The organism is Stenotrophomonas sp. 93052_Sma (assembly GCF_056481145.1).
The window spans coordinates 1,077,339-1,102,344 of sequence record NZ_CM151134.1 but is presented as its reverse complement, the minus strand read 5'-3'; the positions used below and the strand labels follow the sequence as shown (position 1 = coordinate 1,102,344).

Sequence of the window (25,006 nt, the reverse complement as noted above, 5' to 3'; positions counted from 1 at the left end):
TTCGGACGGCTTCCGGAGCAATGTCCACGCGGGCACGCTTTCCTCACCCGCCGCATCGCGGCTCGAACCGGAAACCTGCCATGACCCCGATCCTCTTCTACGGCGTGCCCTCGGGCTGCTCGTTCGGCTCCATCATCGCGCTGGAGTGGCTGCGCCAGCCGTATCACCTATGCCGCATCGAGATGCCCGGCCAGGTGCAGGGCGAAGACTACCGCCGCCTCAATCCACTGGGCGAAACCCCGACCCTGCGAACCACACAGGGCGAACTGCTCAGCGAGAGCCTGGCCATCCTCAACCACCTGGCCGCGAAGGGCATCGCACAGGGTCTGGGCTTCGCACAGGGCACCTCCAGCTTCGATCGCCTCAACCATCGGCTGGCCTATCTCAACACCAGTTTCTTCGGTGCCTACGCGCCGCTCTGGCACGCACTGGAGCATGCGGAAGGCGATGAAGGCGAGGCGCTGCGTGCCTATGGCACGACCAAGGTGCGCCACGCCCACCAGGCGCTGGAGCAGATGATCGGCACGGGCCCGTGGCTGCTGGGCGAACAGCGCAGCTTTGCCGACGCCTACTTCGCAGGCATCGCGCGCTGGAACGACTATCACCAGGTGGTCGATCGACGCGAGTTCCCAAGGGTGCAGCAGCTGTTCGAGCGCCTGCAGGAAGACGCCGGCGTGCAGTTCGCCCACGCCATCGAAGCGCAGCAGCCGGCAACCAGCGGCGGTGGATTCCTCGGCGAGGTGCGGATGGAAGACGTGCTTGAGGCCGCAGCGGCCTGAGCCCTGTCCTGCCCGTGCGGCAGCGGCGCGCAATGCCTCTTGCGCGCCGCGCTACAGTGGTATGTCCCCCGCTGCAGGAATCCGCGCATGTCCACGTTCTCCGATCCGCAGGCGGTGGCCCGCTATGCCGAAGCACCGCTGCGCCAGGTGCCGGGCTTCCTCGCCCTGCAGCAGATGAGTCGCCTGCTGCTGGCCGAACGTATCCCCGTACAGGGGCGCGTGCTGGTGCTGGGCGCCGGTGGCGGGCTGGAGTTGAAGGCCTTTGCCGAGGCGCAACCGGGCTGGCAGCTGCTGGGCGTGGACCCGGCCGCACCGATGCTGGCCCTGGCCGAACAGACACTGGGTCCGTTGAATGCACGCGTTGAGCTGCTGGAAGGCTACATCGACGATGCCCCGGACGTACGCTTCGATGGTGCCAGCTGCCTGCTGACCCTGCACTTCCTCGACGCCACGCAACGCCTGCATACGCTGCGCGAGCTGCACAAGCGACTGCGCCAGGGCGCCCCTCTGATCGTCGCCCACCACAGCGTGCCGCAGGATCCGGCCGGCAAGCTGCGCTGGCTGCAGCGCTACGCCGCGTTCGCCGAAGCCTCTGGCGTTCCGCGCGCGGATGCACAGCGCGCGATCGAGGCCATTGCCGAACGGCTGCCGCTGCTTGCCCCCGAACAGGAAGTGGCACTTCTGCAGGAGGCCGGCTTCGACGGCGTGGAGCTGTTCTAGGCAGGCTTCAGCTTCAAGGGTTGGGTCGCCTACGCCGGGTGATGCCTACGGAACCACCGTAATGCCGATGCGCTGCATCAGCAGCGCCACCTGCTGCACATCCAGCGTGGCACCACGCAGGTTGGTGCTGCGCAGGTCCAGCTCGCCCAGCTCGGAGTTGGTCAGGTCGCAGTCGGTGAAGTTGGCGCTGTTCCAGTCGATGCCCTCGAACTGGCCGCCGGACAGGTCCGAGCCTGCGAAGCTGGCGCCGCTCACATTCGCGCCGTCCCAGCGGTTTTCCCACAGTTCGCACTTCTCCAACGTCACCCGCGAGAAATTGGCGTAGCGCAGGTTCGACTTCTTGATGAACGCGCTGCAGAACCAGCTGCGCGTGGTGATCTGATTCATGAAGCTGGCGTTGCTGAAGTCCGCGCCCTGCGCACGGCACTCACTGATCTCCAGGCCCAGCGCCTTGATGAAACTGAAGTGGCACATGCTGATGTCGCAACTACGGAAGCTGGCTTCCTTCAATGTGGCGCCGTTGAAGCGGCAACCGGCGCGGTTTTCAGCGTCGTAGAAGCTGCAGTTGATGAACTCGGTGGCGGTCAGGTCCGCGCCGGAGAAATCGCATTCGTGGAACTGCTGGTCGACCACTTTCTGGCCGGTGTACTGGTCCGCGCCGATGCGCAGCTTGCGGTGAACGGTGGGGGACATCGTGGATTCCATGCCAGGTGCCCCGCCATGATGCCGGGCCGCGAGGGCGATCCATAGACGCTGGCGCGGTCGGGTTCACCGGCAGTCCAGCCGATCTGTGGCCACGCCCGCCCAATGCACGTTGTTGCACGTTAATGCACGAACGTGCAGACTTGCGTCATGAGCTCCGATCCCAGCCCCCTCCCCGCCCAGCGCACCCTGCAGATCCTCGAGGAACTGCGCCAGCAGGGCCGCGTGGTCGCCGCCGAACTGGCGCGCCGCTATGCCGTCTCCGAAGATTCGATCCGCCGTGATCTGCGCGAGCTGGCCGCCCAAGGCCTGTGCCAGCGTGTCTACGGCGGCGCCGTGCTGCCGCCCCCCAAGGAACGCCCGCTACGCGAGCGCCTGACCCGCGACCGTGGCGACAAGGCCGAACTGGCCGCCCGCGTCTGCGCGCTGCTGCAACCGGGCCAGGTGGTACTGCTCGATGCCGGCTCGACCAATCTGGCGATCGCCCAGCAGCTGCCGACCGCTCTCGGCCTGACGGTGATCACCAATGCTCCGCAGATCGCCACCGCCGCCAGCATGCTCGAAGGCACTTCGGTGCAGCTGATCGGCGGCCGCCTGGCCAGTGGTGGCGGCGCGGTCGGCGCTGAAGCGTTGGCGCAGGTGCAGCGCCTGCGCGCCGACGTATACCTGCCCGGCACCTGCGCGGTGGACGGCGACACCGGCGTCTGGGCAATGGATGCGGAAGAAGCCACGCTCAAGCGCGCGATGGTGGCCTGCAGCAGCCGCGTCATCGTCGCCGCCACCACTGAAAAGCTCGGTGCCCGCGGTAACTGGCAGATCGCCAGCCTGGACGAGATCGACGACCTGGTGCTGACCACCACCGCGCCCGCCGCACTGGCGGCGCGCTTCCGCGCCGCAGGCATCGCGGTACACCCCACTCCGCCCTGACCGTACCGCCCATGTCCCTTGCCAACCGCGCGCGTGCCGAACAGCACGCGACCCGCGCTGCGTTCTTCATTCCCGGCTTCGCCACTGCGTTGTGGGCCACCCTGGTGCCATTCGCCAAAGCACGCACCGAGATCAACGACGCTACGCTGGGCCTGGTGCTGCTCTGCCTCGGTGCCGGTTCGCTGCTGGCCATGCCGCTGTCCGGTGTACTGGCCGCACGCCTGGGCTGCCGGCGGGTGATGGTGGCCAGCAGCCTGCTGATCTGCCTGACCGTGCCCGGCCTGGCGCTGGCCGGTTCGGCCTGGTCACTGGGGCTGGTGCTGTTCGTGTTCGGCGCCGCCGTGGGCGCGATGGACTGCACGATGAACGTGCAGGCCGTCATCGTCGAGCGCGAAGCGCGGCGCGTGATGATGTCCGGCTTCCATGCCTTCTTCAGCATCGGCGGCTTCCTCGGCGCGGCCACCATGACCGTGCTGTTGTCCGCACAGCTGCCGCCACTGGCATCGGTGCTGATCGGCGTCGGCGCCATGCTGCTGGTGATGCTGCTGTCGGCGGCGTACTGGCACAGCGAACGCATGCCGCACGACGCACCGATGCTGGCCCTGCCGCACGGCATCGTGCTGTTCATCGGCGTGCTGGCGTTCGTCGCCTTCCTCGGCGAAGGCGCGATGCTGGACTGGAGCGCGGTCTTCCTCAGCGATGTGCGTCGCGTCGATGCCAGCCTCGCCGGTATCGGCTATGTAACCTTCACCCTGACCATGACCGTGGCGCGCTTGTTCGGCGACGCACTGGTGGAGCGCGTAGGCCGTGAGCGCGCGATCGTGTTCGGCGCGCTGCTCGCCGCCGCGGGAGTGCTGGTGCTGACCCTGGTCACGCCGTGGCAGGCGTCGCTGATCGGCTATGTGCTGGTCGGCCTCGGCTGCGCCAACATCGCACCCGCGCTGTTCTCACTGGCTGGCCACCAGACCCGCATGCCGGGTGCGCTGGCGATCACCGCGGTATCCACGCTGGGCTTCGCCGGCATCCTTGCTGGCCCAGCACTGATCGGTTTTGCTGCCAACCACTTCGGCCTGATCGCTGCGTTCATCGGCGTGGCCACGGCCTTGTTGCTGGTGGCCGTGTCCACACGTTGGCTGCGGATGTAGCCCAGGGCCTCAGCGCCGCCTGTGCCGCAGCTTCATCCGCAATCGCCGATAGCCGATCACCGTCGCCGTGGCACAAAGCGCGGTGCCAGCAGCGCTCAGCAGCAGCAACACCGCCAGCCGGGCACCTTCCTGGCGCAGCATCGCCGGCAGGTCCCAGCTGTGCAGGAAGTAGAACAGCCAGCGCCCCACGCGCTCGCGATGCCCCATCGTCAGCAACGGATCACCCGTGGCCAGATCGAGATAGACGCGCGTCGCCTCGGCATCGCCGAAGTCCACCACTGCCACCGGGAAGCGGCGTACCGCTGCACCATTCATGGCCTCGGGCGCACGCGGATAGAAGTAGGCATCCGCGGCCTGCTGCACCACGAAGACCTGCATCGGCGCAGCGGACAGCGCACGCACCTTCTGCTGCAGCCACGCGGCCGGCAGCAACCGCGCAACCTGCAGATGCCCATCGTTGCCGGACACGATGCGGGTATCGCCTTTCCCATCCAGCAGCACCGCGAACAGCTCGCCTCCGATGCGGCGCCACTGGATCTCGACCGGTTGGAAGCGCTCAGCACCGGCCACCGCCAGAAGCTTCACCGGCTCACCCAACGCGCCATCCACCGTTACCGCGCTGCCACGATAGCGTTCAACATCGATCGCCTCGCGCGTGCTGCTGAAGACCCCCAATGGATTCATCGACATCAGCCCGCTGAAGATCCAGGTGAAAACGAAGGCCGCAGCCATCAGTCCGATCAGATGGTGCCAGCGCATCCACGGTTCGACGTACGGCGTCTTCGCACCGGAGCGGTAGCGCCCGCGGAAACGCCAGCGCCACACACCCACCACGATGCCGCTGACCGCCGCCACCGTGCACAGCGCGGACAGCACGATCACCACCCACGTCCAGACCGGATCCACCGACTGCATGCGCAGGAAATACAGCCAGTGCAGCCAGGCCCCCACATAGTTCCAGCGCTGCTGCACATGCGGTGCGTCCAGCACCACTTCACCGGTGCGCGAGGACACATACAGGTCACCGGGCTGTACGCCCCCCACCTCCACCCGATACAGCGGCCGGTGCGCGTCCAGCGCGCGAAATGCGTCCAGCGGTCCTCCTCCACGCGCATTGCACCGACAAAGGCCGGGCCGCCGGCAAACTGTGCCGCTGACGCTTCGGCGCGCTGTGCCGACACTGGCAGCAGCGCCTGGCCGGTGTACGCCGACCAGGCGCCCACGTTGCTGCCATTGCGCACCACATACGCAGGCTCGCCACGCAGCGTGGTCAGCGCCACGGCCTCCGGCTCGGCCTGCACGGCTGCAGGCAGCACCGACAGCCCGCGCAGATCGCGGGCCTCCGGCAGCACCGGCAATGCCGCCAGACGTTCACCGGGCGTCAGCTTCGGGTAGCCAATGAACAACATCACCATGCCGCTGACGAACCACAACAGCATCAGCAGGCATCCGCCGATGCCGAGCCAACGGTGCACCAGGTAGGTCCAGCGCTTGGCAGTGGATCGCAGCGACATGGTGCGCGTCCTCAGAAGCGATGGTCGACGGTGAACTCGACGCGGCGATCCGCGCCCAGCAGCCACTGCGTGCTGGTGTAGTACGCGGTGGCGTAGTACGCCTTGTCGAACACGTTGAACAATCGCGCTGACAATCGCGTGCGCGGTGCTGCCTGCCAGGTCAGCGCCAGATCAGTGGTGCTGTAGCTGGGCAACTCCAGCGTGTTGGCATTGTCTGCGTAGCGCTTGCCGACATAGCGAACGCCACCCGCCGCGCTCCAGTCCGGCGCGAACTGCCAGCTCAGCCACACATTGGCCAGGCGTTCGGCCACGTTCGGCGGCACGTTGCCATCGCGCGAGACCAGCATCGGCGGCGACCCTGTGGTCTCCAGGAAGTCCTCGAACTCGGCCTTCAGCACCGTGGCGTTGGCATCCAACGTCCAGTGCGGCGCGACGTTCCAGTTCAACGATGCCTCGATACCACGCGAGGTCTGCGCGCCCACCTGCACGCGGCGGTCCGGCACCAGCGGATCGCGGCTGAGCAGCCCGGTCTTGCGGATGCGATACGCCGCCAGCGTCCACTCGCCGCCATCGAAGGCCTGCTTCAGGCCCACCTCGATCTGCCGCCCCTTGGCCAGGTCGAAGGCACCGTTGGCCGGGCTGATCATCAGCAGGCCACTGACCGGGTCCGCCGCCTGCGAGTACTGCGCATACAGGCTCAGCGTCGGCTGCAGCGCGAACACCGTACCTGCACGCCAGCCGGTGCTGCTGTAGGTCTTCGAGAACGCGTTCTGGCCGCTGATCAGATCGGTACGGTCGATGCGCGCGGTCGTGGCGCAGCCCTCCCAGCACCGACCAGCGCTCGCTCAGCGCCAACCGGTCTTCCGCGAACAGCGCGTACTGCTCGGCACGGTTGCGGTAGCGCGGCAGGTTCGGCGCGTCGCTGACGAACTGGCCCGGCACCGGTTCGAACGGATCGACCGGGCCCGAACTGCCAGCATAGGTGTTGTTCGTGTGCTTGAAGTGCGCACGGTTGGCATCCAGGCCCACCGCGAAGCTGTTCTGCAGGCCACCCGCGGTTCCCTGCACACGCAGCGTCGAGGTCAGCCCGGTCTGGTCCTGGTTGTGAGTGATCTCGGTGTTGCCCGATCGATCGATCAAGCCGGTAGGGCGGTTGTAGACATAGGCCTCGGCATTGCGCCAATCGCGTTGGCTGTCGATCTGGTAGAGGCGCGTGCGCCATTCCACGTTCGCGGTCGGCGTCCACAGCGCATCGAGCTGGGTCCAGCGGTCACGGTAGCGGATCTCGCTGTCATCCACGTTGTAGTTGCGGTGGCGCAGCGCCTCCAGCTGGCGGCCCTCGACCAGCGGCGTGCCGAAGTAGCGCATCGGTTGCTGGTAGCCCTGCGCATGGGTGAGGGTCAGCTGCAGGTCGCCGCGCGGCTGCCACAGCAGCGCGCCGGAGAACGTCGCATCGTTGTTGCGCCCACGGTCCACCCAACCGCCGCTGTAGTTGCCACTCACGTCCAGCCGGTAGGCCAGCACGGGGGTCAGCGCGCCACCACTGCCGAAGCCCAGCCGCGCGGTGTCCTCGCTGCCCACAGTCACGCTGATCTCGTTTTCGATGGCACCGCGCGAGGGCTTCTTCGGCACGATGTTGATCACGCCGCCGATCGCACCGTCGCCATGGATGACCGACGCCGGCCCGCGCAGCACTTCGATGCGCTCGATCGACCAGGTATCGAACGGGAAGGTGATACCCACGCCGCCGTACTGGCGCAGCCCATCGTACAGGCGCATCACCGAGGCGCCATCGGTGAAGCCGCGGCTGGACAGCGCGCTCAGGCCGTTGCCGGGGTGCGGCATCGCACTGATCGCACCTGCCCGGCTGATCGCATCGTTGAGGTTGCTGTCGCCACGCTGCTCCAGTTGTTCGCGCGAAATCACCGTCAGGCTGGCCGGTGTCTGCAGCACGCTCAGGCCCAGCGCGGAACCGGCGTTGGCGGTGGACGACAGCTCACCGCTGCGGGTATCGACCACCCGCACGGTGTCCAGCGTGGTCGGTGGTGCCGCATCGGCGGCAAGTACGGGGGCGGTGTGCAGGAGCAACGCGCACAGGACAGGCAGCGTCGCCCGGCGCAGGTGCGCGGAGTTGGGGTTCGTTTTCATTTTTTTCACGGCATGCAAGGCCACCCCGCAATGGCAGGGCAGCAATCAGAAGGGGACAAACACGCGCGTGCGGGCACCGGCCGTGGCCGGCAACCTCATGGAAAAATGTTCAATGCAACGCGCGTGCGGCTCAGGCAGCCATCAGTGCCGGCGGCCCACGCGCTCCCAATGTGCCGCTGATCCGTTGCGGCAACGACCGCACCGCACCGCGCAGCGCGCGCACACCGGTGCCATCGGCGCCAACAGCAGCACTGCCGCCACCAGCAGCGTGATCAGCCGTGCAGCGATCAGGCAGTAATCGCAGTCCACGCCCATCTCATGATCGGCGTGTGGATCGGCAGGTGGCTTCTTTGCGGCCTCGCCGTGCGGCATCGCCATCGCGTGATGGTCGTGGTGCCCTTCCATCGCGTGCTGCGCATGCTCTGCGTGCATCGCGTGGTCCATCGCCGCCACGGGCACTGCAGCAGCCACGTGATCGTGCGCCAGCCAGCGGCTCACCAGCGGGGCAAGCAGCACCAGCAGCATGGCAAGCCATGCCAGGGCCTGGAACCGGCGGTGGAGAGCAGAACGGCGCACGCCGCCATTCTACGGGGCCATGACCAACCTTGGACCCCGTTCAGGGTTTGCCCCCTGCGACACGGTGACGCAGGGCTGTGCTGCCGGCCACAGCGATGGGCACGCCCTCCCTGCGCACGCCCACCACGCTGTGGATCCACGCCATGCGTGGATGCGCTTCGCGCATCAACTCACGTACTGCGCCTGCCCGTTCCCGAACGACCAGTTTTCCCGCTTCACTTCCACCAGGTTGATGAACACATCCTCGCGGCGGATACCCACCGCCGCGTGCAGGCCCTCGGCGATGCCGGCGTACAGCGCCTTCTTCTGCTCCAGCGTGCGCCCTTCGTTCCAGGTGATCTGGATGCAGATGAAATCGTCGGTGCGGTCCACGCCCAGGTAGCCGGGGTCATAGATCAACGTGCCCGGCTCATGTTGCTGGAAGATCTGGAAGCGATCGTTCTCCGGCACGCCCACCGCGCGCATGGCCTGGTAGATGGTTTCGCCGACGCGTTGCAGGTAGTCGGCGGATTTACCTTTGCGAAGATCGATACGGGCGAGCGGCATGGTGGCACTCCAGAGTGGATGGGCACGGCAACGGGCCGAGACTACGCCTGCCCGGGGCGGTGGGACAGCGCAGGAATGGAACCCTCTGCTTCCATTCGTGGCACGGGCCCGCCCACGTGCGTAACGAAGGCGACCCGGACGAACAGTTGGGCGCCTTCCACACCGACGGGCTGATCGTGGCCGCGCGACAGCTGGTACGCGAGGCACATCATTGCCTCTCCGGCGACGACGCCTGACCGGCCCGGATATGCGCCCGCTACAATCGAGCAGGGAGCGCAGGAGGCCGCAATGGACGCCGAACACCTGGAGTACTTCAAGGCCGCACTGGAAGGCCGCGCAAGCGTGGGCTGGAACGTCTGGTTCACCGCCAACCAGCAGGCGCTGGCACAACACCTGAGCCGTCCTGCACTGCTGCGCTTGAAGTTCAGCAAACTGGATGAAGCCGAACGCCTGCTGGCCGAGGCCGGCATCGTGCCCTGCAGCACAGCGGGCAAGCGCTACGAAATGTACTGCGCGCAGTTCTCGGCGGACGTGGTGGACGCGAACGGTCGCCCGCTACCGGCCATCTGGCGCGCGGCGCACGGCGGTGCCATCGGCCTGCTTGCCGATGGTGAGCAGGAGGCCGGCCAGGCGAAGCTGCTCGCGGAGTTCCGCCGCGTCCGCAAGCGCGGACTGCAGCAGGCCCATGAATGGTTGGCCGATCTGTGCTTTGAAGGCGAGATGGAACTGAGCGGCGGCAATGCCGATGTGGGCCGTAGCCTGCTGGCGGTGGTGGTGCGGGCCGGCAGCGGTCACGACCTGCTGGATGCAACCGCGATGATCGCGCGCGAGCTGCTGGAGGACCTCGGCTGAAACGGTGATCGCTTCGGCGGGCACTACGGAATCACAGGCAACAAAAAAGCCCCCATTGCTGGAGGCTTCTTTCGTTCTGCAACATGGTGGGCGGTACAGGGATCGAACCTGTGACCCTTGCCGTGTGAAGGCAATGCTCTACCGCTGAGCTAACCGCCCGGTGTGTTGCTGAGCCGCTCATTATAGGGGCTTTTCAGAGGCCGTCAACCGTTTTTCACATTCGTGTTCACGGGTGTTTTCGAGGGCGGCAGTCGAGCATGGCTCGACTCTACAGAACAGCCCGGCGCAGCCTTACATCGTGTGCGTCGGCTTGTCCGAGCCGGTCAGGCCGGCCAGCAGGGTCTCGATCTTGTGGCGCACGCCCTCGCCTTCGGCACCGTCGGCCAGCTGCACGCCGATGCCGGCGGTGCGGTTGCCCTGCGCGCCGGCCGGGGTCACCCAGATCACCTTGCCGGCCACCGGCAGGCGCTCGCTGGAATCGGGCAGGGTCAGCAGCAGGAACACTTCGTCACCCAGGAAGTAGCGCTTGGGCGTGGGCACGAAGATGCCGCCGTTCTTCACGAATGGCATGTACGCGCTGTACAGCGCGGCTTTGTCCTTCACGGCCAGGGACAGGATGCCCTGGCGGGCGTTGCTGGCACTCATCGATTTCCCCTTGCGGCAGGCCGCTCGTTCACCTTGTTCCAGGCCAGCAGCAACTCGACCACCGCAAGGTCTGCACGCACCGTGGTGCGCAGCAGGTCGCGGGTGCGGTTGGCCGCATCGAACCAGGCTGCAAGCTTGTGCAATCGCTCCGGCGTGGTCAAGGCATCGGTGCTGGCCTGGGCCAGCGCCAGGTCGGCGGCGAAGCGCAGGCGCAGCGCCGCGTTGTCATCACCGCACCACTTCTGCGCCAGCTCCACCGCGCCGGTCTTGCCGGCGGCCAGCTGTTCCAGCTCGCGGCCCACTTCGCGGCGCAGGCTCAGGCCATCTTCGCGCAGCCAGTTGTCGGCCTGGCCGGGGTGGCCGCGCGCCGCGTCCAGCGCTTCGCGTGCCGATGCTTCGCTGTGGCCCTGCTGCTGCAGCCAGGCCAGCGCTTCGTGCTGCGGCGGCAACTTGAATTCCAGGCGCTGGCACCGGCTGCGGATGGTCTGCGGCAGGCGTGCCGGGTCGCTGCTGATCAACCACAGATAGCGGCCGGGCTGCGGCTCTTCCAGCGTCTTCAGCAGCGCGTTGGCCGCCGAGCGGTTGATCGCATCGGCCGGGTCGACGATCACCACCTGCGCCACGCCGTACTGCGGGGTCAGCGCCAACTTGTCGGTGATCTCGCGCACCTGCTCGATGACGATCTCGGTGCGCAGCTTGTCGCCGCTCTTGTTCGGAATGAAGCTGACCAGCTGCAGGTCCGGGTGCGTGCCCGCCGCGATCAGCTGGCGCGTGCGCGTGGCATGGGCAGCATCGCCTCGTGCCAGCACGTGGTCGGCCAGGGCCAGCGCCACCTCATGCTTGCCCAGCCCGGCCGGGCCGCAGATCAGCAGGCCATGGCCGAGCCGATCGGCATCCAGCGCCGCCACGGTCTGGTCGAATGCGCGCTGCTGCCACGGCGAGAACGTGCTCATGCGCCCTCCCCGTCCTGCAGCCAACGCTCGACGCACGCGACCACATCGGCGGCCACGCGCGCCTGCTCCTGGCCCGCATCAATCAATGCGAAGCGCTGCGGATCCTGCTGCGCGCGGCTGCGGAACACTTCGCGCACGCGCTGGAAGAAATCATCCTGTTCGCTCTCGATGCGGTCCGGCCACAGGTCGCGGCCATTGGCGCGTGCGCGGCCTACTGCCACGTCCACGTCCAGCAGCAGGGTCAGGCCCGGCAGCAGGCCCACCGCGCGTCGTTCCAGATCGGCAATCCACTGCGGGTCGAGGCCACGGCCACCGCCCTGGTAGGCATAGCTGGAATCGGTGAAGCGATCGCTCAGCACATAGGCGCCGCGCTGCAGTGCCGGCTGTATCACCTGGCGCACATGCTGCGCACGTGCAGCGAACACCAGCAGCAGCTCGGCTTCGGCGCTGAGCGGTTCGGCGGCGATCTCGGCATCGGGCTTCAGCACCAGGCCACGGATGCGCTCGGCCAGCGGCGTACCGCCCGGCTCCCGGGTCAGCACCACCTCGTGGCCGTGGCTGCGCAGGCAGTCACGGATGGCATTGATGGCGGTGGTCTTGCCTGCGCCCTCGCCGCCTTCCAGGCTGACGAAACGCGGGTGGCGAAGCAGCGCGGGACTCATTGCGCCGGGGTCTCCTTGGTACGTTGCTGGCGCAGCTGCTGCAGGTAGCGGGCCACTGCGGCGTTGTGCTGGTCCAGGCTGGGCGAGAACACGTGCGCGCCGCTGCCATCGCCCACGGCGACGAAGTACAGCGCGTCGCCCGGTGCCGGCTGTGCGGCCGCCATCAGCGCATCGCGGCTGGGCATGGCGATCGGGGTCGGGGTCAGGCCGGCGCGGGTATAGGTGTTGTAGGGCGTATCGGTGGTCAGGTCGCGGCGGCGGATGTTGCCGTCATACGCAGCACCGATGCCGTAGATCACGGTCGGGTCGGTCTGCAGGCGCATGCCGATCTTCAGGCGGCGCATGAACACGCCGGCGATCTGCGGGCGCTCGCTGGCCAGCGCGGTTTCCTTCTCGATGATCGAGGCCATCGTCAGCAGTTCGTAGGGCGTGTTGATCGGCAGGTCCGGCGCACGGCTTTCCCAGGCTTCATCCAGTGCGTCCTGCATTGCAGCGTGAGCACGCTTGAGCACATCCAGATCGCTGTCGCCACGCTGGTAGACGTAGGTCTCCGGCAGGAAGCGACCTTCCGGATGCTGGCCACCGAAGCCGAGGCGCTGCATCAACGCGGCGTCATCGAGGTTGTCGGTGGTGTGCAGCAGCGGCTCGGCGCGCTTGAGCGCGGCACGCAACTGGCGGATGTTCCAGCCTTCAATGATCGTGACGCGGTGCTGCAGCACCTTGCCGGCGCGCATGCGCAGCAGCAGATCACGCGGGGTCAGGTCGCTGCTGAGCGCGTACTCACCCACCTTCAGCTTGCCGGCCGCATCGAGCTGGCGCGCCAGCAGCTGCCACTGCGCGTCCTGGCCCTCGTCCACGCCGGCGTCGCGCAGCTTGCGCAGCACCGTGCTCATGCCATCGCCACTGGCGATGACCACGCTTTCGGCGGACGGGGTGATCGGGGCGTCGGCGAACCGGGTCTGCTGGTAGAAGAACCACGCGCCCGCGCCGGCCACGACGGCGGCCAGCACCACCACCAGCGTTACCACGAACAGACACCCGCGCTTGGCTCCCGCCATGGACTACCTCTGAACTCGATTCCGTCGTGCAGGATACCGTGCCGGTGGATTGGGGTCATGACCGGGGGCATGCGCCTGTGCCGACCGACGGTCGGCACCCACCCGAACAATGGCACCCACCGGTACCGGTAGTGCCGGCCGCTGGCCGGCAATCGCGCGGATCATGGGTGCATGAGGTTGCCGGCCAGCGGCCGGCACTACCGGAATACGCCTACCCCTGCTGGCCGAGCGCGCGCAGCAGGCCGCGGGCCTTGGCGCGGGTCTCGTCCAGTTCCTTGTCCGGGTCCGAGTCGACCACGATGCCGGCGCCGGTGCGGAAGCTCACCTCGTGGCCATCCACTTCGGCGGTGCGGATCAGGATGTTCAGGTCCAGGTCGCCATCGCGGTTCAGCCAGCCGAACGCGCCGGTGTAGGCACCACGCGGCACCTGCTCCAGCTCGCTGATGATCTGCATGCAGCGCACCTTCGGGCAGCCGGTGATGGTGCCGCCGGGGAAGGTGGCGGCGATCACCTCGCCGGGGGTGACCTCCGGGCGCAGATGGCCGCTGACGTTGCTGACGATGTGATGCACGTGCGCGTAGCTCTCCACGGTCATCAGCTCATCGACCACCACGGTACCGGGCAGGCAGATACGGCCCAGGTCGTTGCGTTCCAGGTCGATCAGCATCACGTGCTCGGCACGCTCCTTCGGGTGACCGACCAGCTCCTGGATGCGCGCAGCATCATCGTCCCCCTCGAAGCGCGGACGCGTGCCGGCAATCGGACGGGTCTGCGCGTGGCCGGCATGCACCGACACCAGCCGCTCCGGCGAGGAACTGACCACATGGCGGCCGTGCGCGTTGAACAGGCCGGCGAACGGGGCCGGGTTGGCGCGGCGCAGCTGCGCGTACAACGCCTGCGGACTGACCGGTGCGGCAAACTGCGCGCTCCAGCGCCGCGACAGGTTCACCTGGAACACATCGCCGGCACGCAGGTACTCGATCACCCGGCGTACGCCGTCGGTGAAGCGCTGCGGCGCATCCTCGCCCACCGACTGCGGCGGCTGCCAGCCCTGCCCGGCTTCGGGCAGCGCGACCGAGGCCAGTGCCACCAGCGCATCCAGCAACGCCTGCTCGCCGGCTTCGGCAATGACGAAGCTGGCCTCGTGGTGATGGTCGTGCAGCACCGCGGCCGGGCAGCGCAGTGCCAGCGCGGTCGGGCGGCCGTCCTCGCGCGCACGCGCCGGCAGCACCGGTTCGATCTGGCTGGCCACTTCGTAGTCCAGCATCAACGCCCAACCACCGCGGAACGGCAGGCTGTGGCTGCCGTCATGCGGCAGGCGTTCGTGCTGCCAGGCGCGGTCCAGCACCTGCAGGAAGTTGCCGGCCTGCACCGCATCATGCTGGTCGCGCACCTGGCCATCGGCATCCAGCCGCAGGCTATCGCCCTGCGCGGCCAGCAGCAGGCTCCAGCGGCCCTGGGCGGTGCCCGAAGCGGTGGATTCCATCAGCAGCGGGAAGCGCGACGGGTCGTGCTGCTGCAGGGCCAGCAGATCGATCGGGTGCGGCAGCGGGTGGATCAGCGGTGCGTGGGTCATGGCAGCCAGTTCGGGGATTCAGATGCACGGAAGCCGCCTTGCGGCGGCCTCCTCGTGCGTAACGCACGTTCAGTCGAGCATGGCTCGACTCTACACAAGGGCGGAGTCGAGCAAGCTCGACTCTACAACGTCGGTCAGACGCGCTTGAAGATCAGCGTGCCGTTGGTGCCGCCGAAGCCGAAGCCATTGGACATCACCACGTCGACCTTGGCCTGGCGTGCTTCATTGGGCACGTAGTCCAGGTCGCAGCCTTCGCCCGGCTGCTGCAGGTTGATGGTCGGCGGGATGACGTTGTCCTGCAGCGCCATCACCGAGAAGATTGCTTCCACGCCACCGGCAGCGCCGAGCAGGTGGCCGGTCATCGACTTGGTGGAGCTGACCATCATCTTGTAGGCGTGGTCGCCGAAGGCGGTCTTCATCGCCATGGTCTCGCCCAGGTCGCCCAGCGGCGTGGAGGTGCCGTGCGCGTTGAGGTAGCCCACCTGTTCCGGGGTCACGCCGGCGTCCTTCATGGCCATGACCATGCAGCGGGCGGCGCCTTCGCCGTTCTCGCTCGGTGCGGTCATGTGGTACGCGTCGGAGCTGGCGCCGAAGCCGGCCAGTTCGCAGTAGATCTTCGCGCCACGTGCCTTGGCGTGCTCGTACTCTTCCAGGATCAGGATGCCGGCGCCGTCGCCCAGCACGAAGCCGTCACGGTCCTTGTCCCACGGGCGCGAGGCCTGTTCCGGGGCGTCGTTGCGGGTGCTCATGGCCTTCATCGCGCAGAAGCCGCCCAGTGCGGTCGGCGACGAGCCACGCTCGGCACCACCGACCACCATCACGTCTGCATCGCCGTACTGGATCATGCGCATGGCGGTGCCGATCGAATGGTTCGAGGTTGCGCACGCAGACACCGCCGAGAACGACGGGCCCTTCAGGCCGGTGATGATGCTCAGCTGGCCCGGCAGCATGTTGATGATGGTCTTGGGCACGTAGAAGGGCGAGATCTTCTTGCCCTCATGGAACTCGATGGTCTGCTCTTCGATGCCGAGCAGGCCGCCGATGCCGGCGCCGACGATGGCGCCGATGCGCTCGGCATTGGCGTCGGTGATTTCCAGGCCCGAGTCGTGCAGGGCCATGAACGAGGCACCGAGGCCGTAATGGATGAACGGGTCCATCTTCTTGGCATCCTTGCCGCTGACCCGGAACTTGCCGAACAGTTCATTGTCGGCGGTGATGTCGAATCCCTTGACCTCACCTGCAATCTTGGTGGTGAACCGATCCAGATAGGCATCAGAAACGTTGGTCAGCGGACCGATGCCCGAACGACCCTGGGTGATGCCTTCCCAGCTGCTGGCCAGATCATTGCCCAACGGCGAGACGATACCCAGGCCGGTTACGACGACGCGACGCTTCATTGCTGATTCTCCTGGCCCGGATGATTTCAACGGGCAACTCGGTTTGCTTCGGTGTGATGCTCAAACACACGGGGCCGCAACAGCGGCCCCATGGGGTGCGGTGCGCGGCGAGCGTGAGCCCGCGCGCACTGCCGTCTGACATCAGGCCTTGACGTGGGCCTTGATGTAGTCGATGGCGGCCTGCACGGTGCTGATCTTCTCGGCTTCTTCGTCCGGGATCTCGCACTCGAATTCTTCTTCCAGGGCCATCACCAGCTCGACGGTGTCCAGCGAGTCAGCGCCCAGGTCATCGACGAACGATGCGCTGTTGGTGACTTCTTCTTCCTTGACGCCAAGCTGTTCGACGACGATTTTCTTGACGCGTTCTTCGATGGTGCTCATGGGATCTCGCTCCAGATGGAGTTGTGGTTCAAAAGTGGTCGCCATCAAAGGCGATGGCCGTGGGATAGTGTAGTGGAAACCGGCGCGGCCTTGCATCGCAGCAAAAACCTCCGCAGATCAACCACTTGCGGCGCAATCCCTGCGCCCCTTGCTTACGGCATGTACATGCCACCGTTCACATGGAGGGTTTCGCCGGTGATGTAACCGGCAGCCGGGCCGGCCAGGAAGGCCACCGCATGGGCGATGTCTTCCGGCGAACCCAGGCGTTCGAGGGCGATGTCGTTGATCAGCGCGGTACGCGCTTCTTCCGGCAACGCCTTGGTCATGTCGGTGTCGATGAAGCCGGGTGCGACAACATTGACGGTGACACCGCGCGAACCGATTTCCTTGGCCAGCGACTTGCTGAAGCCGATGATGCCGGCCTTGGCGGCAGCGTAGTTGGCCTGGCCGGCATTGCCGGTCACGCCCACCACCGATGCGATGTTGATGATGCGGCCCTTGCGCGCCTTCATCATGCCGCGCATCACCGCCTTGCTGGTGCGGAACACGCTGGTCAGGTTGGTGTCGATGATCGACGCCCAGTCCTCGTCCTTCATGCGCATCAGCAGGTTGTCGCGGGTGATGCCGGCATTGTTCACCAGGATCGAGATCGGGCCGAATTCCTTGGCGATGCCATCGAGCACACTGTCCAGCGCAGCTGCGTCGGTGACGTTCAGCGCGCGGCCGTGGCCACCGTGGGCGGCCAGGCGCTCACCGATCGCGGCGGCGCCGGATTCAGTGGTGGCGGTGCCGATGACGGTGGCGCCCTGGGCGGCCAGCAGATCGGCGATGGCGGCACCAATGCCACGGCTGGCGCCGGTGACCAGTGCGATTTCACCCTGCAGGGGCTTGCTCATGATGTTTTCCTCAGGCTGGGACGGCCGCCGTACCCGTACCGCTTGCAGCGGCCACCGGTACGGTCGGCAGGAACAAGGGAGATCAGGCCGACCATGCCTCGCGGGCGGCTTCGAAGTCGCCTGGCGTGGCCAGCGAACGGCCGTCGATGGCCTTGTCGATACGCTTGACCAGACCGGTCAGCACCTTGCCCGGGCCGCACTCGGCGATCCGGGTGACGCCACGGCCAGCCAGCGCCTGCACGCACCCGGTCCACTGCACCGGCTGGTACAGCTGCTGGACCAGCGCGGTACGGATCGCGTCAATGCCGTCATGCACCTTGGCGTCGACGTTCTGCACCACCGGCAGCTGCGGCGCCTGCCAGGCCAGGCCGGCCATCACTTCGGCCAGGCGGTTGGCGGCTTCGCGCATCAACGGGGTGTGCGAGGGCACGCTCACGGCCAGCTTGACCGCCTTGCGCACGCCCTTCTCGGCCAGCAGCGCCAGCGCACGGTCGACCGCGTCGGCGTCGCCACCGATCACGATCTGGCCCGGCGAATTGAAGTTGGCCGGCACCACCACCTGGCTGCCTGCGGCTTCGGCGCAGACGTCCAGCACCAGCTGGTCTTCGGCGCCGAGCACGGCGGCCATGGCACCGACGCCGGCCGGTGCGGCTTCCTGCATCAGCTGGCCGCGCAGGCGCACCAGGTGCGCACCGTCATGCAGGCTCAGCGCGCCAGCGGCAACCAGGGCGGTGTACTCGCCCAGGCTGTGACCGGCCAGCACCGACGGGCGCGGACCGCCCACGGCGTTCCAGGCGCGCCACACGCCGATGCTTGCGGCCAGCAGGGCCGGCTGGGTGTATTCGGTGCGGTTGAGCATTTCCTCCGGGCCACCCTGGGACAGCGCCCACAGGTCGACGCCGGCACCATCGGATGCCTCGGTGAAGGCTTCACGCACCTGCGGGTGCAGTTCAGCCAGCTCGGCCACCATGCCCACAGACTGCGAGCCCTGGCCGGGGAAGACAAAAGCGAGGGTGGATACGGTCACGCGGTCATCCGCTTGTTGCAATCGAAGCGGGCCATGATAAGGGGGAACATGCCGTGTCGTCTGTACGTGCGCGTATGCACGCGTATGGTGGGCCAGCCGCGGAACGCCGCCGGGCATGGCCCGGCGGACGCACAGTCAGCAGAACAGCTGCAGGACGTCCAGATCGCCGTCGGCGAGGAAATCCACGCACAGGCCCACCAGCATCAGCACGCCAGCGGTGCTGGCGCCATGGGCGATGAAGATCGAATGGGCCAGCGCGCGCCGAGCGCCCCAGCTTCATGCAGACCCGGGCCAGGCTGCGCAGGCGGCCAGTGACCGCGTGCACGTGCTCGCGCACCGGCGCCTGCGCATCGCCCATCGCCTCGGCCATCATCGCCTGCAGGTGCTCGGGGCGGTCGGCGTAGTACTTGGCCACGCCATAGCCGAACATCAGCCAGTCGCGGGCCTGCGCTTCGGACAGATCCATCACTTCCAGCGGATCTTCCTCGAAGTCGATGAAACCGACCTTCTCGCCATCCCAGGTGAGATTGCGCGGCAACGGCTGGCCGAAATAGGCGCCGCGCGCATGCGCTGCGGCAATGGCCAGCATGGCCGCCATCACCAGGCGGTCGCGACCGGCCTCGTCGGCTTCGCGCAGGCAGGTATTGAACGAACTGCCGTTGTCGCCGATCACCAGCGCAGCATGGCCGGTGCCCAGCACATCGGGCACGTTCACGCCCTGCGCCTGCAGTTCTGCAAGGCGACGGGCTTCGGTTTCGCGCGCGGCGTCACCGCCACGGTGCGGCGGCGGGCGCAGGGCATCCAGATGAAAACGACGGGCAACAAAATTGAGCAGGCCAAGGGCCAGCGCGGCTTCCCTTGCCGTACTGCTTCAGCCAGGCACGTTGCCCTTCGATGACGATGGGCTCAACCATGACAGGTCCTCCTTAAACGCGTTACGGCCCCAGAGGGGCCGCAACGACAAAGCTTCACGTTGTCGTAACTTGCACTATCAATAGCGCAGCAGAGCCGAACCCCACGTGAAGCCGCCGCCGAAGGCTTCCAGCAGCAGCAGCTGGCCACGTTCGACCTCGCCCGAGCGCACGGCGGCATCCAGCGCCAGCGGCACCGAGCCGGACGAGGTGTTGCCGTGCTTGTCGACGGTGACCACGACCTGGTCCATCGACATGTCCAGGCGCTTGGCGGTGGCTTCGATGATGCGCAGGTTGGCCTGGTGCGGAATCAGCCAATCCAGGTCGGACTTGTCCAGGCCGTTGGCGGCGAGGGTCTCGTCCACGACCGAGTCCAGCGCCTTGACGGCGTACTTGAACACGTCGTTGCCCTTCATGTTGATGGTGCCGCCGCCATTGGCGCCGTCCTTGAAACCACTCGAGACGCCAACCGGGTTCCACAGCAGTTCCTTCTTGCTGCCATCGGCATGCAGGTGGGTGCTGAGGATGCCGGTTTCTTCGTCGGCCTTGAGCACGACGGCGCCGGCGCCATCACCGAACAGCACGCAGGTGGTGCGATCGTTCCAGTCGACCATGCGGGTCAACGTTTCGGTGCCGATCACCAGCACGTGCTTGCAGTCGCCGGAGCGGATGAATTTGTCGGCCACGCCCAGCGCGAACACGAAGCCGGAACAGGCTGCATTGACGTCGAAGGCGGGGCACCCGGCCACACCGAGCTTGGCCTGGATCAGGCACGCGGTGGACGGGAAAATAAGGTCAGGGGTGGTCGTGCCGACCACGATCATGTCGAGCTGCGAGGCATCGATGCCTGCGGCTTCAAGCGCGCGCAGGGCAGCGTTGTAGCCAAGGTCGCTGGTGGTCTCGCCTTCGGCCGCGATGTGCCGTTCACGAATTCCGGTGCGCGACTGGATCCACTCATCCGAGGTTTCGACCATTTTTTCCAGGTCGGCATTGGTCAGGACTTTCTCCGGCAAATAGCTACCGGTGCCCGCGATCCTCGAATAGATCCGCTTGCTCATCATGTTTCCTGTTGCGCGGGCCGCCGATCACCGGCACGCCCGGGAAAGAAGGCAAAGGCCGCTGCCCGGAGGCAGCGGCCTTCCCGGCACATCAATCTTCTTCGACGGCCGAGGTCTTGGTCTGGATGACCTTCTTGCCGCGGTAGAAACCATCGGCAGTGATGTGGTGACGCAGATGCACTTCGCCGGTGGTCGGGTCGGTCGACAGCTGCTTGGCGCTCAGGGCGTCATGCGAACGGCGCTGGCCGCGGCGGGACGGGGTAACACGGGATTTCTGGACAGCCATGGGATTGCTCCAAACTCGGTTCGTTTTGCTTCGTCGTTTCGTCGCACAGGACGCCAGCGCCCAGCACACTTTTCGCTTTCGCCGCAGCCGCCGACGACAACCGGCTGCTATTGTTTCTTCAATGCCGCCAACGCCGCAAACGGGTTGGCCTGCTTTGTTTCTTCTTCGCTCGGTGCCCAGTCCTGATCGACTGCCTCACCGTCGGGCGACAGCGGCACCACAGGCACCGCCAGCACCAACTCGTCCTCGACCAGGTCCAGCGGACGCAGCTGGCCGTCTTCCGGCACCAGCAACGCCTCGTACTCCTCCGGCAGGGACGATTCCTCGTCCTCGTCGCGGATCAGGCCAAGCCTCTGGGTCACCTTCACCGGCAACAGGAATCGCTGCATGCTGCGCTGACACGTCAGCGGCAACGCGGTGTCGATGGTCAGTTCCACATAGGATACCCGCAAGACGTCGTCGCGACCGAATTCAAGCGAGTAATTGCACTCACCGTCGGTATCTGCGACCAACCCCTGCAGGCGGGTCAATTCAGCCAGGGACACCTGACCGTCGAAGCGCCTTCGCGCTACAACCATCCGCCAGGCATCCAGCGTTTCGGGCACGTTCGCGGACATAAGCCGCTGAATACTAAGGATCGGGGCGGCGGCTGTCAAATGCCCGCCATACAGGACTTGCCGCTGGCGCTGCGGACACGCCAGACTGCCGCGCCCTGCCCCGGTATTCTCGCATGTCACTGGTCCTGGCCTCCACCTCCCGCTACCGCCGCGAGCTGCTGCAGCGATTGGGCCTTGCCTTCGACTGCGCGCCCGGAGGTGGATGAAACCCCGTTGAATGGCGAAGCGCCGCGGGCTCTGGCCACGCGCCTGGCTGCGGCCAAGGCCGCCGAGGTGGCTGCCCGCCATCCGGGCGCCTGGGTAATCGGCTCGGACCAGGTCGCGGACCTGAACGGCCAGCCGCTGGGCAAACCCGGTACGGTCGAGGCCGCCTGTGCGCAGCTGGCAGCGATGTCCGGGCAGACCGTGCGCTTCCACACCGCCGTCTGTCTCAACCGTGATGGAGAATCATTCACGGCCGTCGATCTGACCGAAGTCTGCTTCCGCGCACTGGAACCGGACGAGATCGCCCGCTACGTGACCACCGAGCAGCCACTGGACTGCGCCGGCAGCTTCAAATGCGAGGGCCTGGGCATCAGCCTGTTCGACGCCATCGACAACCGCGACCCGACCGCGCTGGTCGGCCTGCCGCTGATCGCGGTATGCGGATTGCTGCGCAGGGCCGGTTTCGCGGTGCCCTGAACTGCAGCGTCGAGCCCTGCCCGACTGCTTCTGCTGTAGATGGCAGGCGGCCCGGAAAAAGCAGTCGAGCATGGCTCGACCCTACAAAAGCAGAAGCCTCAACGGACCTCGAACGGCTGCTCCTGCCATTGCTCCACGCTGCCATCGCGGCCATACAGGCGCAGGCCCAGCCAGTGCCTGCCCGGCGCCAGCGTGGTGGTATCCAGCGATGCGTCGAAGCCCACCGCCGGGTGCTGCGGATCGGTGCTGTCCGGCCACACGGGGCGCACGTCGAATACACGCCCATAGCGGGCGTCACCGATGGAACGGCCATCGACCAGCACTTCGACGCGTGCCAGGCCGACGCCATCCTTGAACGCCCAGCCCTTGATCGCGAACGTGCCGGACACCTTCTCGCCATTGGACGGCGCATCCAGCCACGCCATCGCCGGCGTCACGCACGGCCCTTCCGCGCGCTGCACCGGCAGGCGGAACAACAGGAAGCGCTGGAACCCGTGATCACTGCTGACCACGCGTGGCGCAGGCATCGGCCCCACCTGATCGCAGATGGCGTGATAGCGCTCCAGCAGTTCGCGATAGCGCTGGTCGCTGGGTGACAGCACCAGCAGCATCGGCGCCGTGCGCTCGCTCTCATGCAGCAGGCCCCACTGTGCCAGCTGCGCGGTGCGGCCATGCTTGTCATTGAGCGGATGCGGCAGCACCTCGATGTTGCCATTGCCCAGCTGGAAGCCCAGTTCGGCGCCGACCTTGAAGTTGCCGGCCAGCACGCGCGTCCCTTCCGGCATCTGCCGAAGCTCTTCATGGACCGCTACGGCCAGTGGTTGCCAGCCAGCGAAATTGCGCGGGTAGTACTTGCTGCCGGCCATCTGCTCGCGCAGTGCCGGCGTGGATGCCATCAGGTAGTAGCCGAACGCCAGCACCATGCCCGCGCCTGCCAGCCACCAGCCGGTGCGGCGCAGCCAGCGCGGCCAGCCGTTGAGCACTACCGGCACCGCCACCAGCAGTGCGAGGTAGCCCGGCAGCGGCCAATGGAAACTGATCCGCTCGACGTCAGTGAAGAAGCCAAGCACGAAAATGCCCAGTGTGGATACGCCGCCCACCAAGCCGAAATAGCGCCACTGCACGCGCGCACCGCCACCGCTCCGGGTTCCTGCCAGCGCCACCTTCCACATCGCCATGCACAGGATCGGCGTCACCAGCATCGGCTGGATCACCAGGAACCACAGCCCGCCCCATTCAAAGGCCCAGGGATGACGCTCGACCACCTGGAATTTCAGACCGGCATCGTGGTTGTCCGCATTCCACGCCAGCAGTGGCAGCCATGCCAGCACGCCCACCGCCAGTGCGACCCATACGCGCGGATCGGCCAGCATGCGCCGCCCCTGCGGCAATGCCAGCAGCGCGATGAAACCGACGCCGATGACACCGATGAAACGGTAGTGGCTGAGCGCACCGATCAGCAGGCCCAGCGCCAGCTTCATCGCCGAGGAGGCATCCACGTTGTGCAGCAGGCGCGCACCGGCGTGCAGGCAGATCACCGCCGCCAGCGCCATCGGCACGTCGGGTACCGCCAGCAGGCCCAGCGTCGCCGACAACGGCATCAACAGCGTGAGGCTGCCCGCCTGCCAACCCGCCACATTGCCGAACCAGCGCGTGGCCGTGCGCACCACCAGCAGCGGCAACAGGGCACCGATGGCCAGGAACGGCAGGCGCAGCGCAAGCACGTGATGACCGCCGAGCTCCACGCCCAGGCGGGCCAGCCAGGCGGTCAACCCGGGCAGATCCGAATAGGCCGCGGCCAGATGCTGGCCTTCCTGCCAATAGAACGCTTCGTCGACGAACAGCGGCAAGCGCGCGGCAACGATCAGCTTGGCCGCTGTGACCAGCGTCCATAACCAGAGAAATATCGTCCGTGCGCGCTGTTCGCCTTGCATTGCTCTATGGATAATCGAGTGGATTCCAGATCTGAGACGATCATGCCAGCTTCGTCCCCCAATCCCAGCATGCTAACCGATCAATTGCGTCAGGCCCTGCGGGAGGCACAGGATCAGGTGAACGCACTGGTACTGGGCAAGGTGCCGGAAGTCAGGCTGGCGTTCGTCGCATTGCTGTCCGGCGGTCACCTGCTGATCGAAGATCTGCCCGGCCTGGGCAAGACCACGCTGGCGCATGCGCTGGCCAGCAGCCTCGGCCTCAGCTTCCAGCGCGTGCAGTTCACCTCCGATCTGTTGCCCGCCGATGTGCTGGGCGTCTCGGTGTATGAAGCCGGCAGCCGTCAGTTCCAGTTCCACCCCGGCCCGGTGTTCACCCACGTACTGCTGGCCGACGAGATCAACCGCGCACCACCGCGCACGCAGAGCGCGTTGCTGGAAGCGATGGCCGAGCAACAGGTCACCCTGGACGGACAGACGCATCCGCTGCCCGACCCGTTCTTCGTGATCGCCACGCAGAATCCGGTGGACCTGTCCGGCACGTTCCCGCTGCCGGATTCGCAGCTGGACCGCTTCCTGCTGCGACTGGCGATGGGTTACCCCAGCGCGCAGGCCGAGCGCGAGCTGCTGCGCGGCACCGATCGCCGCGACCTGATCGCGCGTGCCGTACCGAAACTGGATGACACCCAGGTGCGCGCTGCGCGACGCGGTGAACCAGGTGCATGCCAGTGACGCGCTGATCGACTATGTGCAGGCGCTGCTGACCCGCAGCCGCCAGCATGCCGGTGTGCGCGTGGGCCTGTCACCGCGTGCGGGCCTGGCCCTGCTGCGTGCGGCCAGAGCACATGCCCTGCTGCTGGGCCGCGGCCATGTGGTGCCCGAAGACGTGCAGACCCTGTTCGTGGCGGTGGCCGGTCACCGACTGGTGGCGGAAGCCGAATCCAGTTCGGGTCCGGCACTGGCGCGCGATCCTGCAGACCGTCGCGGTGGACTGAGCGTGGCCACACGCTGGGCACGC

At 66.9% G+C, this 25,006-nt stretch carries 20 protein-coding genes, 1 tRNA gene and 6 pseudogenes; 7 read left to right on the top strand and 20 right to left on the bottom strand.

All coding sequences use genetic code 11. From position 1 onward, the window contains the following. Positions 1-80: 80 nt before the first annotated feature. A complete protein-coding gene (locus tag ACZK2V_RS05145; RefSeq protein WP_459002696.1) occupies positions 81-779 on the top strand; it encodes a glutathione S-transferase family protein in 699 nt (232 codons plus the stop codon). Positions 780-866: 87 nt separating this feature from the next. Further along, positions 867-1,499 (top strand): class I SAM-dependent methyltransferase, encoded by a 633-nt coding sequence (locus ACZK2V_RS05140; RefSeq protein WP_486322953.1) that lies wholly within the window; start codon positions 867-869, stop codon positions 1,497-1,499. A 45-nt stretch (positions 1,500-1,544) separates the two neighbouring features. On the opposite strand, the gene smqnr is transcribed toward ACZK2V_RS05140, so the two are convergent. Beyond that, on the bottom strand, positions 1,545-2,192 hold the full coding sequence (gene smqnr / locus ACZK2V_RS05135; RefSeq protein WP_486322952.1) for a SmQnr family pentapeptide repeat protein: 648 nt from the start codon (positions 2,190-2,192) through the stop codon (positions 1,545-1,547). A gap of 159 nt (positions 2,193-2,351) precedes the next feature. Between smqnr and ACZK2V_RS05130 the strand changes: the two genes are divergently transcribed. Continuing rightward, entirely contained in the window at positions 2,352-3,128 is a 777-nt protein-coding gene (locus ACZK2V_RS05130; RefSeq protein WP_486322951.1) for a DeoR/GlpR family DNA-binding transcription regulator, read from the top strand. A gap of 11 nt (positions 3,129-3,139) precedes the next feature. Beyond that, the gene (locus tag ACZK2V_RS05125; RefSeq protein ID WP_107431415.1) at positions 3,140-4,273 is read left to right on the top strand and encodes an MFS transporter; all 1,134 of its coding nucleotides are present in this window, start codon (positions 3,140-3,142) and stop codon (positions 4,271-4,273) included. A 9-nt stretch (positions 4,274-4,282) separates the two neighbouring features. Here the strand turns inward: ACZK2V_RS05125 and ACZK2V_RS05120 are convergent. The 4 genes and pseudogenes from ACZK2V_RS05120 to ACZK2V_RS05105 all read right to left on the bottom strand — a co-directional run bounded on the left by ACZK2V_RS05120 (position 4,283) and on the right by ACZK2V_RS05105 (position 9,057). Then, positions 4,283-5,787 (bottom strand): annotated as a pseudogene (locus ACZK2V_RS05120) (PepSY domain-containing protein). Between the two features lie 11 nt (positions 5,788-5,798). Next, positions 5,799-7,935, bottom strand: a pseudogene (locus tag ACZK2V_RS05115) (TonB-dependent receptor). Positions 7,936-8,065: 130 nt separating this feature from the next. Beyond that, positions 8,066-8,460 (bottom strand): annotated as a pseudogene (locus tag ACZK2V_RS05110) (DUF2946 family protein). Positions 8,461-8,676: 216 nt separating this feature from the next. Next, entirely contained in the window at positions 8,677-9,057 is a 381-nt protein-coding gene (locus ACZK2V_RS05105; RefSeq protein WP_049400651.1) for a tautomerase family protein, read from the bottom strand. 288 nt (positions 9,058-9,345) lie between these two features. Between ACZK2V_RS05105 and ACZK2V_RS05100 the strand changes: the two genes are divergently transcribed. Next, positions 9,346-9,909 carry a hypothetical protein gene (locus ACZK2V_RS05100; protein WP_049463479.1) on the top strand — a complete coding sequence of 188 codons (564 nt, stop codon included), beginning with the start codon at positions 9,346-9,348 and terminating at the stop codon, positions 9,907-9,909. An 84-nt stretch (positions 9,910-9,993) separates the two neighbouring features. On the opposite strand, the gene ACZK2V_RS05095 is transcribed toward ACZK2V_RS05100, so the two are convergent. From ACZK2V_RS05095 to ACZK2V_RS05030, 14 genes and pseudogenes are all read right to left on the bottom strand, one after another. Beyond that, positions 9,994-10,068 (bottom strand) — tRNA-Val (locus ACZK2V_RS05095). 132 nt (positions 10,069-10,200) lie between these two features. Further along, positions 10,201-10,554: a PilZ domain-containing protein gene (locus tag ACZK2V_RS05090; protein ID WP_005412452.1), complete on the bottom strand. Its 354-nt coding sequence runs from the start codon at positions 10,552-10,554 to the stop codon at positions 10,201-10,203. Further along, a complete protein-coding gene (locus ACZK2V_RS05085; RefSeq protein ID WP_107431412.1) occupies positions 10,551-11,507 on the bottom strand; it encodes a DNA polymerase III subunit delta' in 957 nt (318 codons plus the stop codon). The genes ACZK2V_RS05090 and ACZK2V_RS05085 overlap by 4 nt, the downstream gene beginning before the upstream one ends. Next, positions 11,504-12,169, bottom strand: a complete 666-nt coding sequence (gene tmk / locus ACZK2V_RS05080; protein WP_099605028.1) for a dTMP kinase — start codon at positions 12,167-12,169, stop codon at positions 11,504-11,506. Before tmk ends, ACZK2V_RS05085 begins: the two co-directional genes overlap by 4 nt. After that, positions 12,166-13,227, bottom strand: a complete 1,062-nt coding sequence (gene mltG, locus ACZK2V_RS05075) for an endolytic transglycosylase MltG (RefSeq protein WP_107431411.1) — start codon at positions 13,225-13,227, stop codon at positions 12,166-12,168. The genes tmk and mltG overlap by 4 nt, the downstream gene beginning before the upstream one ends. 211 nt (positions 13,228-13,438) lie before the next feature. Next, complete coding sequence (locus tag ACZK2V_RS05070) at positions 13,439-14,803, bottom strand: aminodeoxychorismate synthase component I (RefSeq protein ID WP_107431410.1); 1,365 nt, start codon at positions 14,801-14,803, stop codon at positions 13,439-13,441. A gap of 134 nt (positions 14,804-14,937) precedes the next feature. Further along, on the bottom strand, positions 14,938-16,200 hold the full coding sequence (gene fabF / locus ACZK2V_RS05065) for a beta-ketoacyl-ACP synthase II (RefSeq protein WP_049463472.1): 1,263 nt from the start codon (positions 16,198-16,200) through the stop codon (positions 14,938-14,940). Positions 16,201-16,341: 141 nt separating this feature from the next. Beyond that, the gene (gene acpP, locus ACZK2V_RS05060) at positions 16,342-16,581 is read right to left on the bottom strand and encodes an acyl carrier protein (RefSeq protein WP_005415509.1); all 240 of its coding nucleotides are present in this window, start codon (positions 16,579-16,581) and stop codon (positions 16,342-16,344) included. A gap of 152 nt (positions 16,582-16,733) precedes the next feature. Continuing rightward, positions 16,734-17,477 (bottom strand): 3-oxoacyl-ACP reductase FabG, encoded by a 744-nt coding sequence (fabG, locus tag ACZK2V_RS05055; RefSeq protein WP_004146899.1) that lies wholly within the window; start codon positions 17,475-17,477, stop codon positions 16,734-16,736. Between the two features lie 82 nt (positions 17,478-17,559). Then, on the bottom strand, positions 17,560-18,504 hold the full coding sequence (fabD, locus tag ACZK2V_RS05050) for an ACP S-malonyltransferase (RefSeq protein WP_032127764.1): 945 nt from the start codon (positions 18,502-18,504) through the stop codon (positions 17,560-17,562). Between the two features lie 135 nt (positions 18,505-18,639). Beyond that, positions 18,640-19,418, bottom strand: a pseudogene (locus tag ACZK2V_RS05045) (BUD32 family EKC/KEOPS complex subunit). Between the two features lie 77 nt (positions 19,419-19,495). Continuing rightward, a complete protein-coding gene (locus tag ACZK2V_RS05040; protein WP_189720632.1) occupies positions 19,496-20,473 on the bottom strand; it encodes a beta-ketoacyl-ACP synthase III in 978 nt (325 codons plus the stop codon). Positions 20,474-20,564: 91 nt separating this feature from the next. Next, positions 20,565-20,759: a 50S ribosomal protein L32 gene (rpmF, locus tag ACZK2V_RS05035; protein ID WP_005408308.1), complete on the bottom strand. Its 195-nt coding sequence runs from the start codon at positions 20,757-20,759 to the stop codon at positions 20,565-20,567. 107 nt (positions 20,760-20,866) lie between these two features. Further along, entirely contained in the window at positions 20,867-21,376 is a 510-nt protein-coding gene (locus tag ACZK2V_RS05030; protein WP_071228022.1) for a YceD family protein, read from the bottom strand. A gap of 113 nt (positions 21,377-21,489) precedes the next feature. Here ACZK2V_RS05030 and ACZK2V_RS05025 point away from each other — a divergent pair. Continuing rightward, positions 21,490-22,057 (top strand): annotated as a pseudogene (locus ACZK2V_RS05025) (Maf family protein). A 98-nt stretch (positions 22,058-22,155) separates the two neighbouring features. Here ACZK2V_RS05025 and ACZK2V_RS05020 read toward each other — a convergent pair. Further along, a complete protein-coding gene (locus ACZK2V_RS05020; protein ID WP_189720631.1) occupies positions 22,156-23,991 on the bottom strand; it encodes a glycosyltransferase family 39 protein in 1,836 nt (611 codons plus the stop codon). Positions 23,992-24,033: 42 nt separating this feature from the next. On the opposite strand from ACZK2V_RS05020, the pseudogene ACZK2V_RS05015 reads away from it, so the two are divergent. Then, a pseudogene (locus tag ACZK2V_RS05015) lies at positions 24,034-24,983 on the top strand (AAA family ATPase). The last annotated feature ends 23 nt before the right edge of the window (positions 24,984-25,006 follow it).

Coding starts and splice junctions, on each gene's coding strand:
- mltG (WP_107431411.1), bottom strand. CDS start 13,227: ATGGCGGGAGCCAAGCGCGGGTGTCTGTTCGTGGTAACGCTGGTGGTG.
- ACZK2V_RS05040 (WP_189720632.1), bottom strand. CDS start 20,473: ATGAGCAAGCGGATCTATTCGAGGATCGCGGGCACCGGTAGCTATTTG.
- acpP (WP_005415509.1), bottom strand. CDS start 16,581: ATGAGCACCATCGAAGAACGCGTCAAGAAAATCGTCGTCGAACAGCTT.
- ACZK2V_RS05130 (WP_486322951.1), top strand. CDS start 2,352: ATGAGCTCCGATCCCAGCCCCCTCCCCGCCCAGCGCACCCTGCAGATC.
- ACZK2V_RS05030 (WP_071228022.1), bottom strand. CDS start 21,376: ATGTCCGCGAACGTGCCCGAAACGCTGGATGCCTGGCGGATGGTTGTA.
- tmk (WP_099605028.1), bottom strand. CDS start 12,169: ATGAGTCCCGCGCTGCTTCGCCACCCGCGTTTCGTCAGCCTGGAAGGC.
- ACZK2V_RS05100 (WP_049463479.1), top strand. CDS start 9,346: ATGGACGCCGAACACCTGGAGTACTTCAAGGCCGCACTGGAAGGCCGC.
- smqnr (WP_486322952.1), bottom strand. CDS start 2,192: ATGTCCCCCACCGTTCACCGCAAGCTGCGCATCGGCGCGGACCAGTAC.
- ACZK2V_RS05085 (WP_107431412.1), bottom strand. CDS start 11,507: ATGAGCACGTTCTCGCCGTGGCAGCAGCGCGCATTCGACCAGACCGTG.
- ACZK2V_RS05020 (WP_189720631.1), bottom strand. CDS start 23,991: ATGCAAGGCGAACAGCGCGCACGGACGATATTTCTCTGGTTATGGACG.
- ACZK2V_RS05105 (WP_049400651.1), bottom strand. CDS start 9,057: ATGCCGCTCGCCCGTATCGATCTTCGCAAAGGTAAATCCGCCGACTAC.
- ACZK2V_RS05090 (WP_005412452.1), bottom strand. CDS start 10,554: ATGAGTGCCAGCAACGCCCGCCAGGGCATCCTGTCCCTGGCCGTGAAG.
- fabF (WP_049463472.1), bottom strand. CDS start 16,200: ATGAAGCGTCGCGTCGTCGTAACCGGCCTGGGTATCGTCTCGCCGTTG.
- ACZK2V_RS05140 (WP_486322953.1), top strand. CDS start 867: ATGTCCACGTTCTCCGATCCGCAGGCGGTGGCCCGCTATGCCGAAGCA.
- ACZK2V_RS05145 (WP_459002696.1), top strand. CDS start 81: ATGACCCCGATCCTCTTCTACGGCGTGCCCTCGGGCTGCTCGTTCGGC.
- ACZK2V_RS05070 (WP_107431410.1), bottom strand. CDS start 14,803: ATGACCCACGCACCGCTGATCCACCCGCTGCCGCACCCGATCGATCTG.
- fabG (WP_004146899.1), bottom strand. CDS start 17,477: ATGAGCAAGCCCCTGCAGGGTGAAATCGCACTGGTCACCGGCGCCAGC.
- rpmF (WP_005408308.1), bottom strand. CDS start 20,759: ATGGCTGTCCAGAAATCCCGTGTTACCCCGTCCCGCCGCGGCCAGCGC.
- ACZK2V_RS05125 (WP_107431415.1), top strand. CDS start 3,140: ATGTCCCTTGCCAACCGCGCGCGTGCCGAACAGCACGCGACCCGCGCT.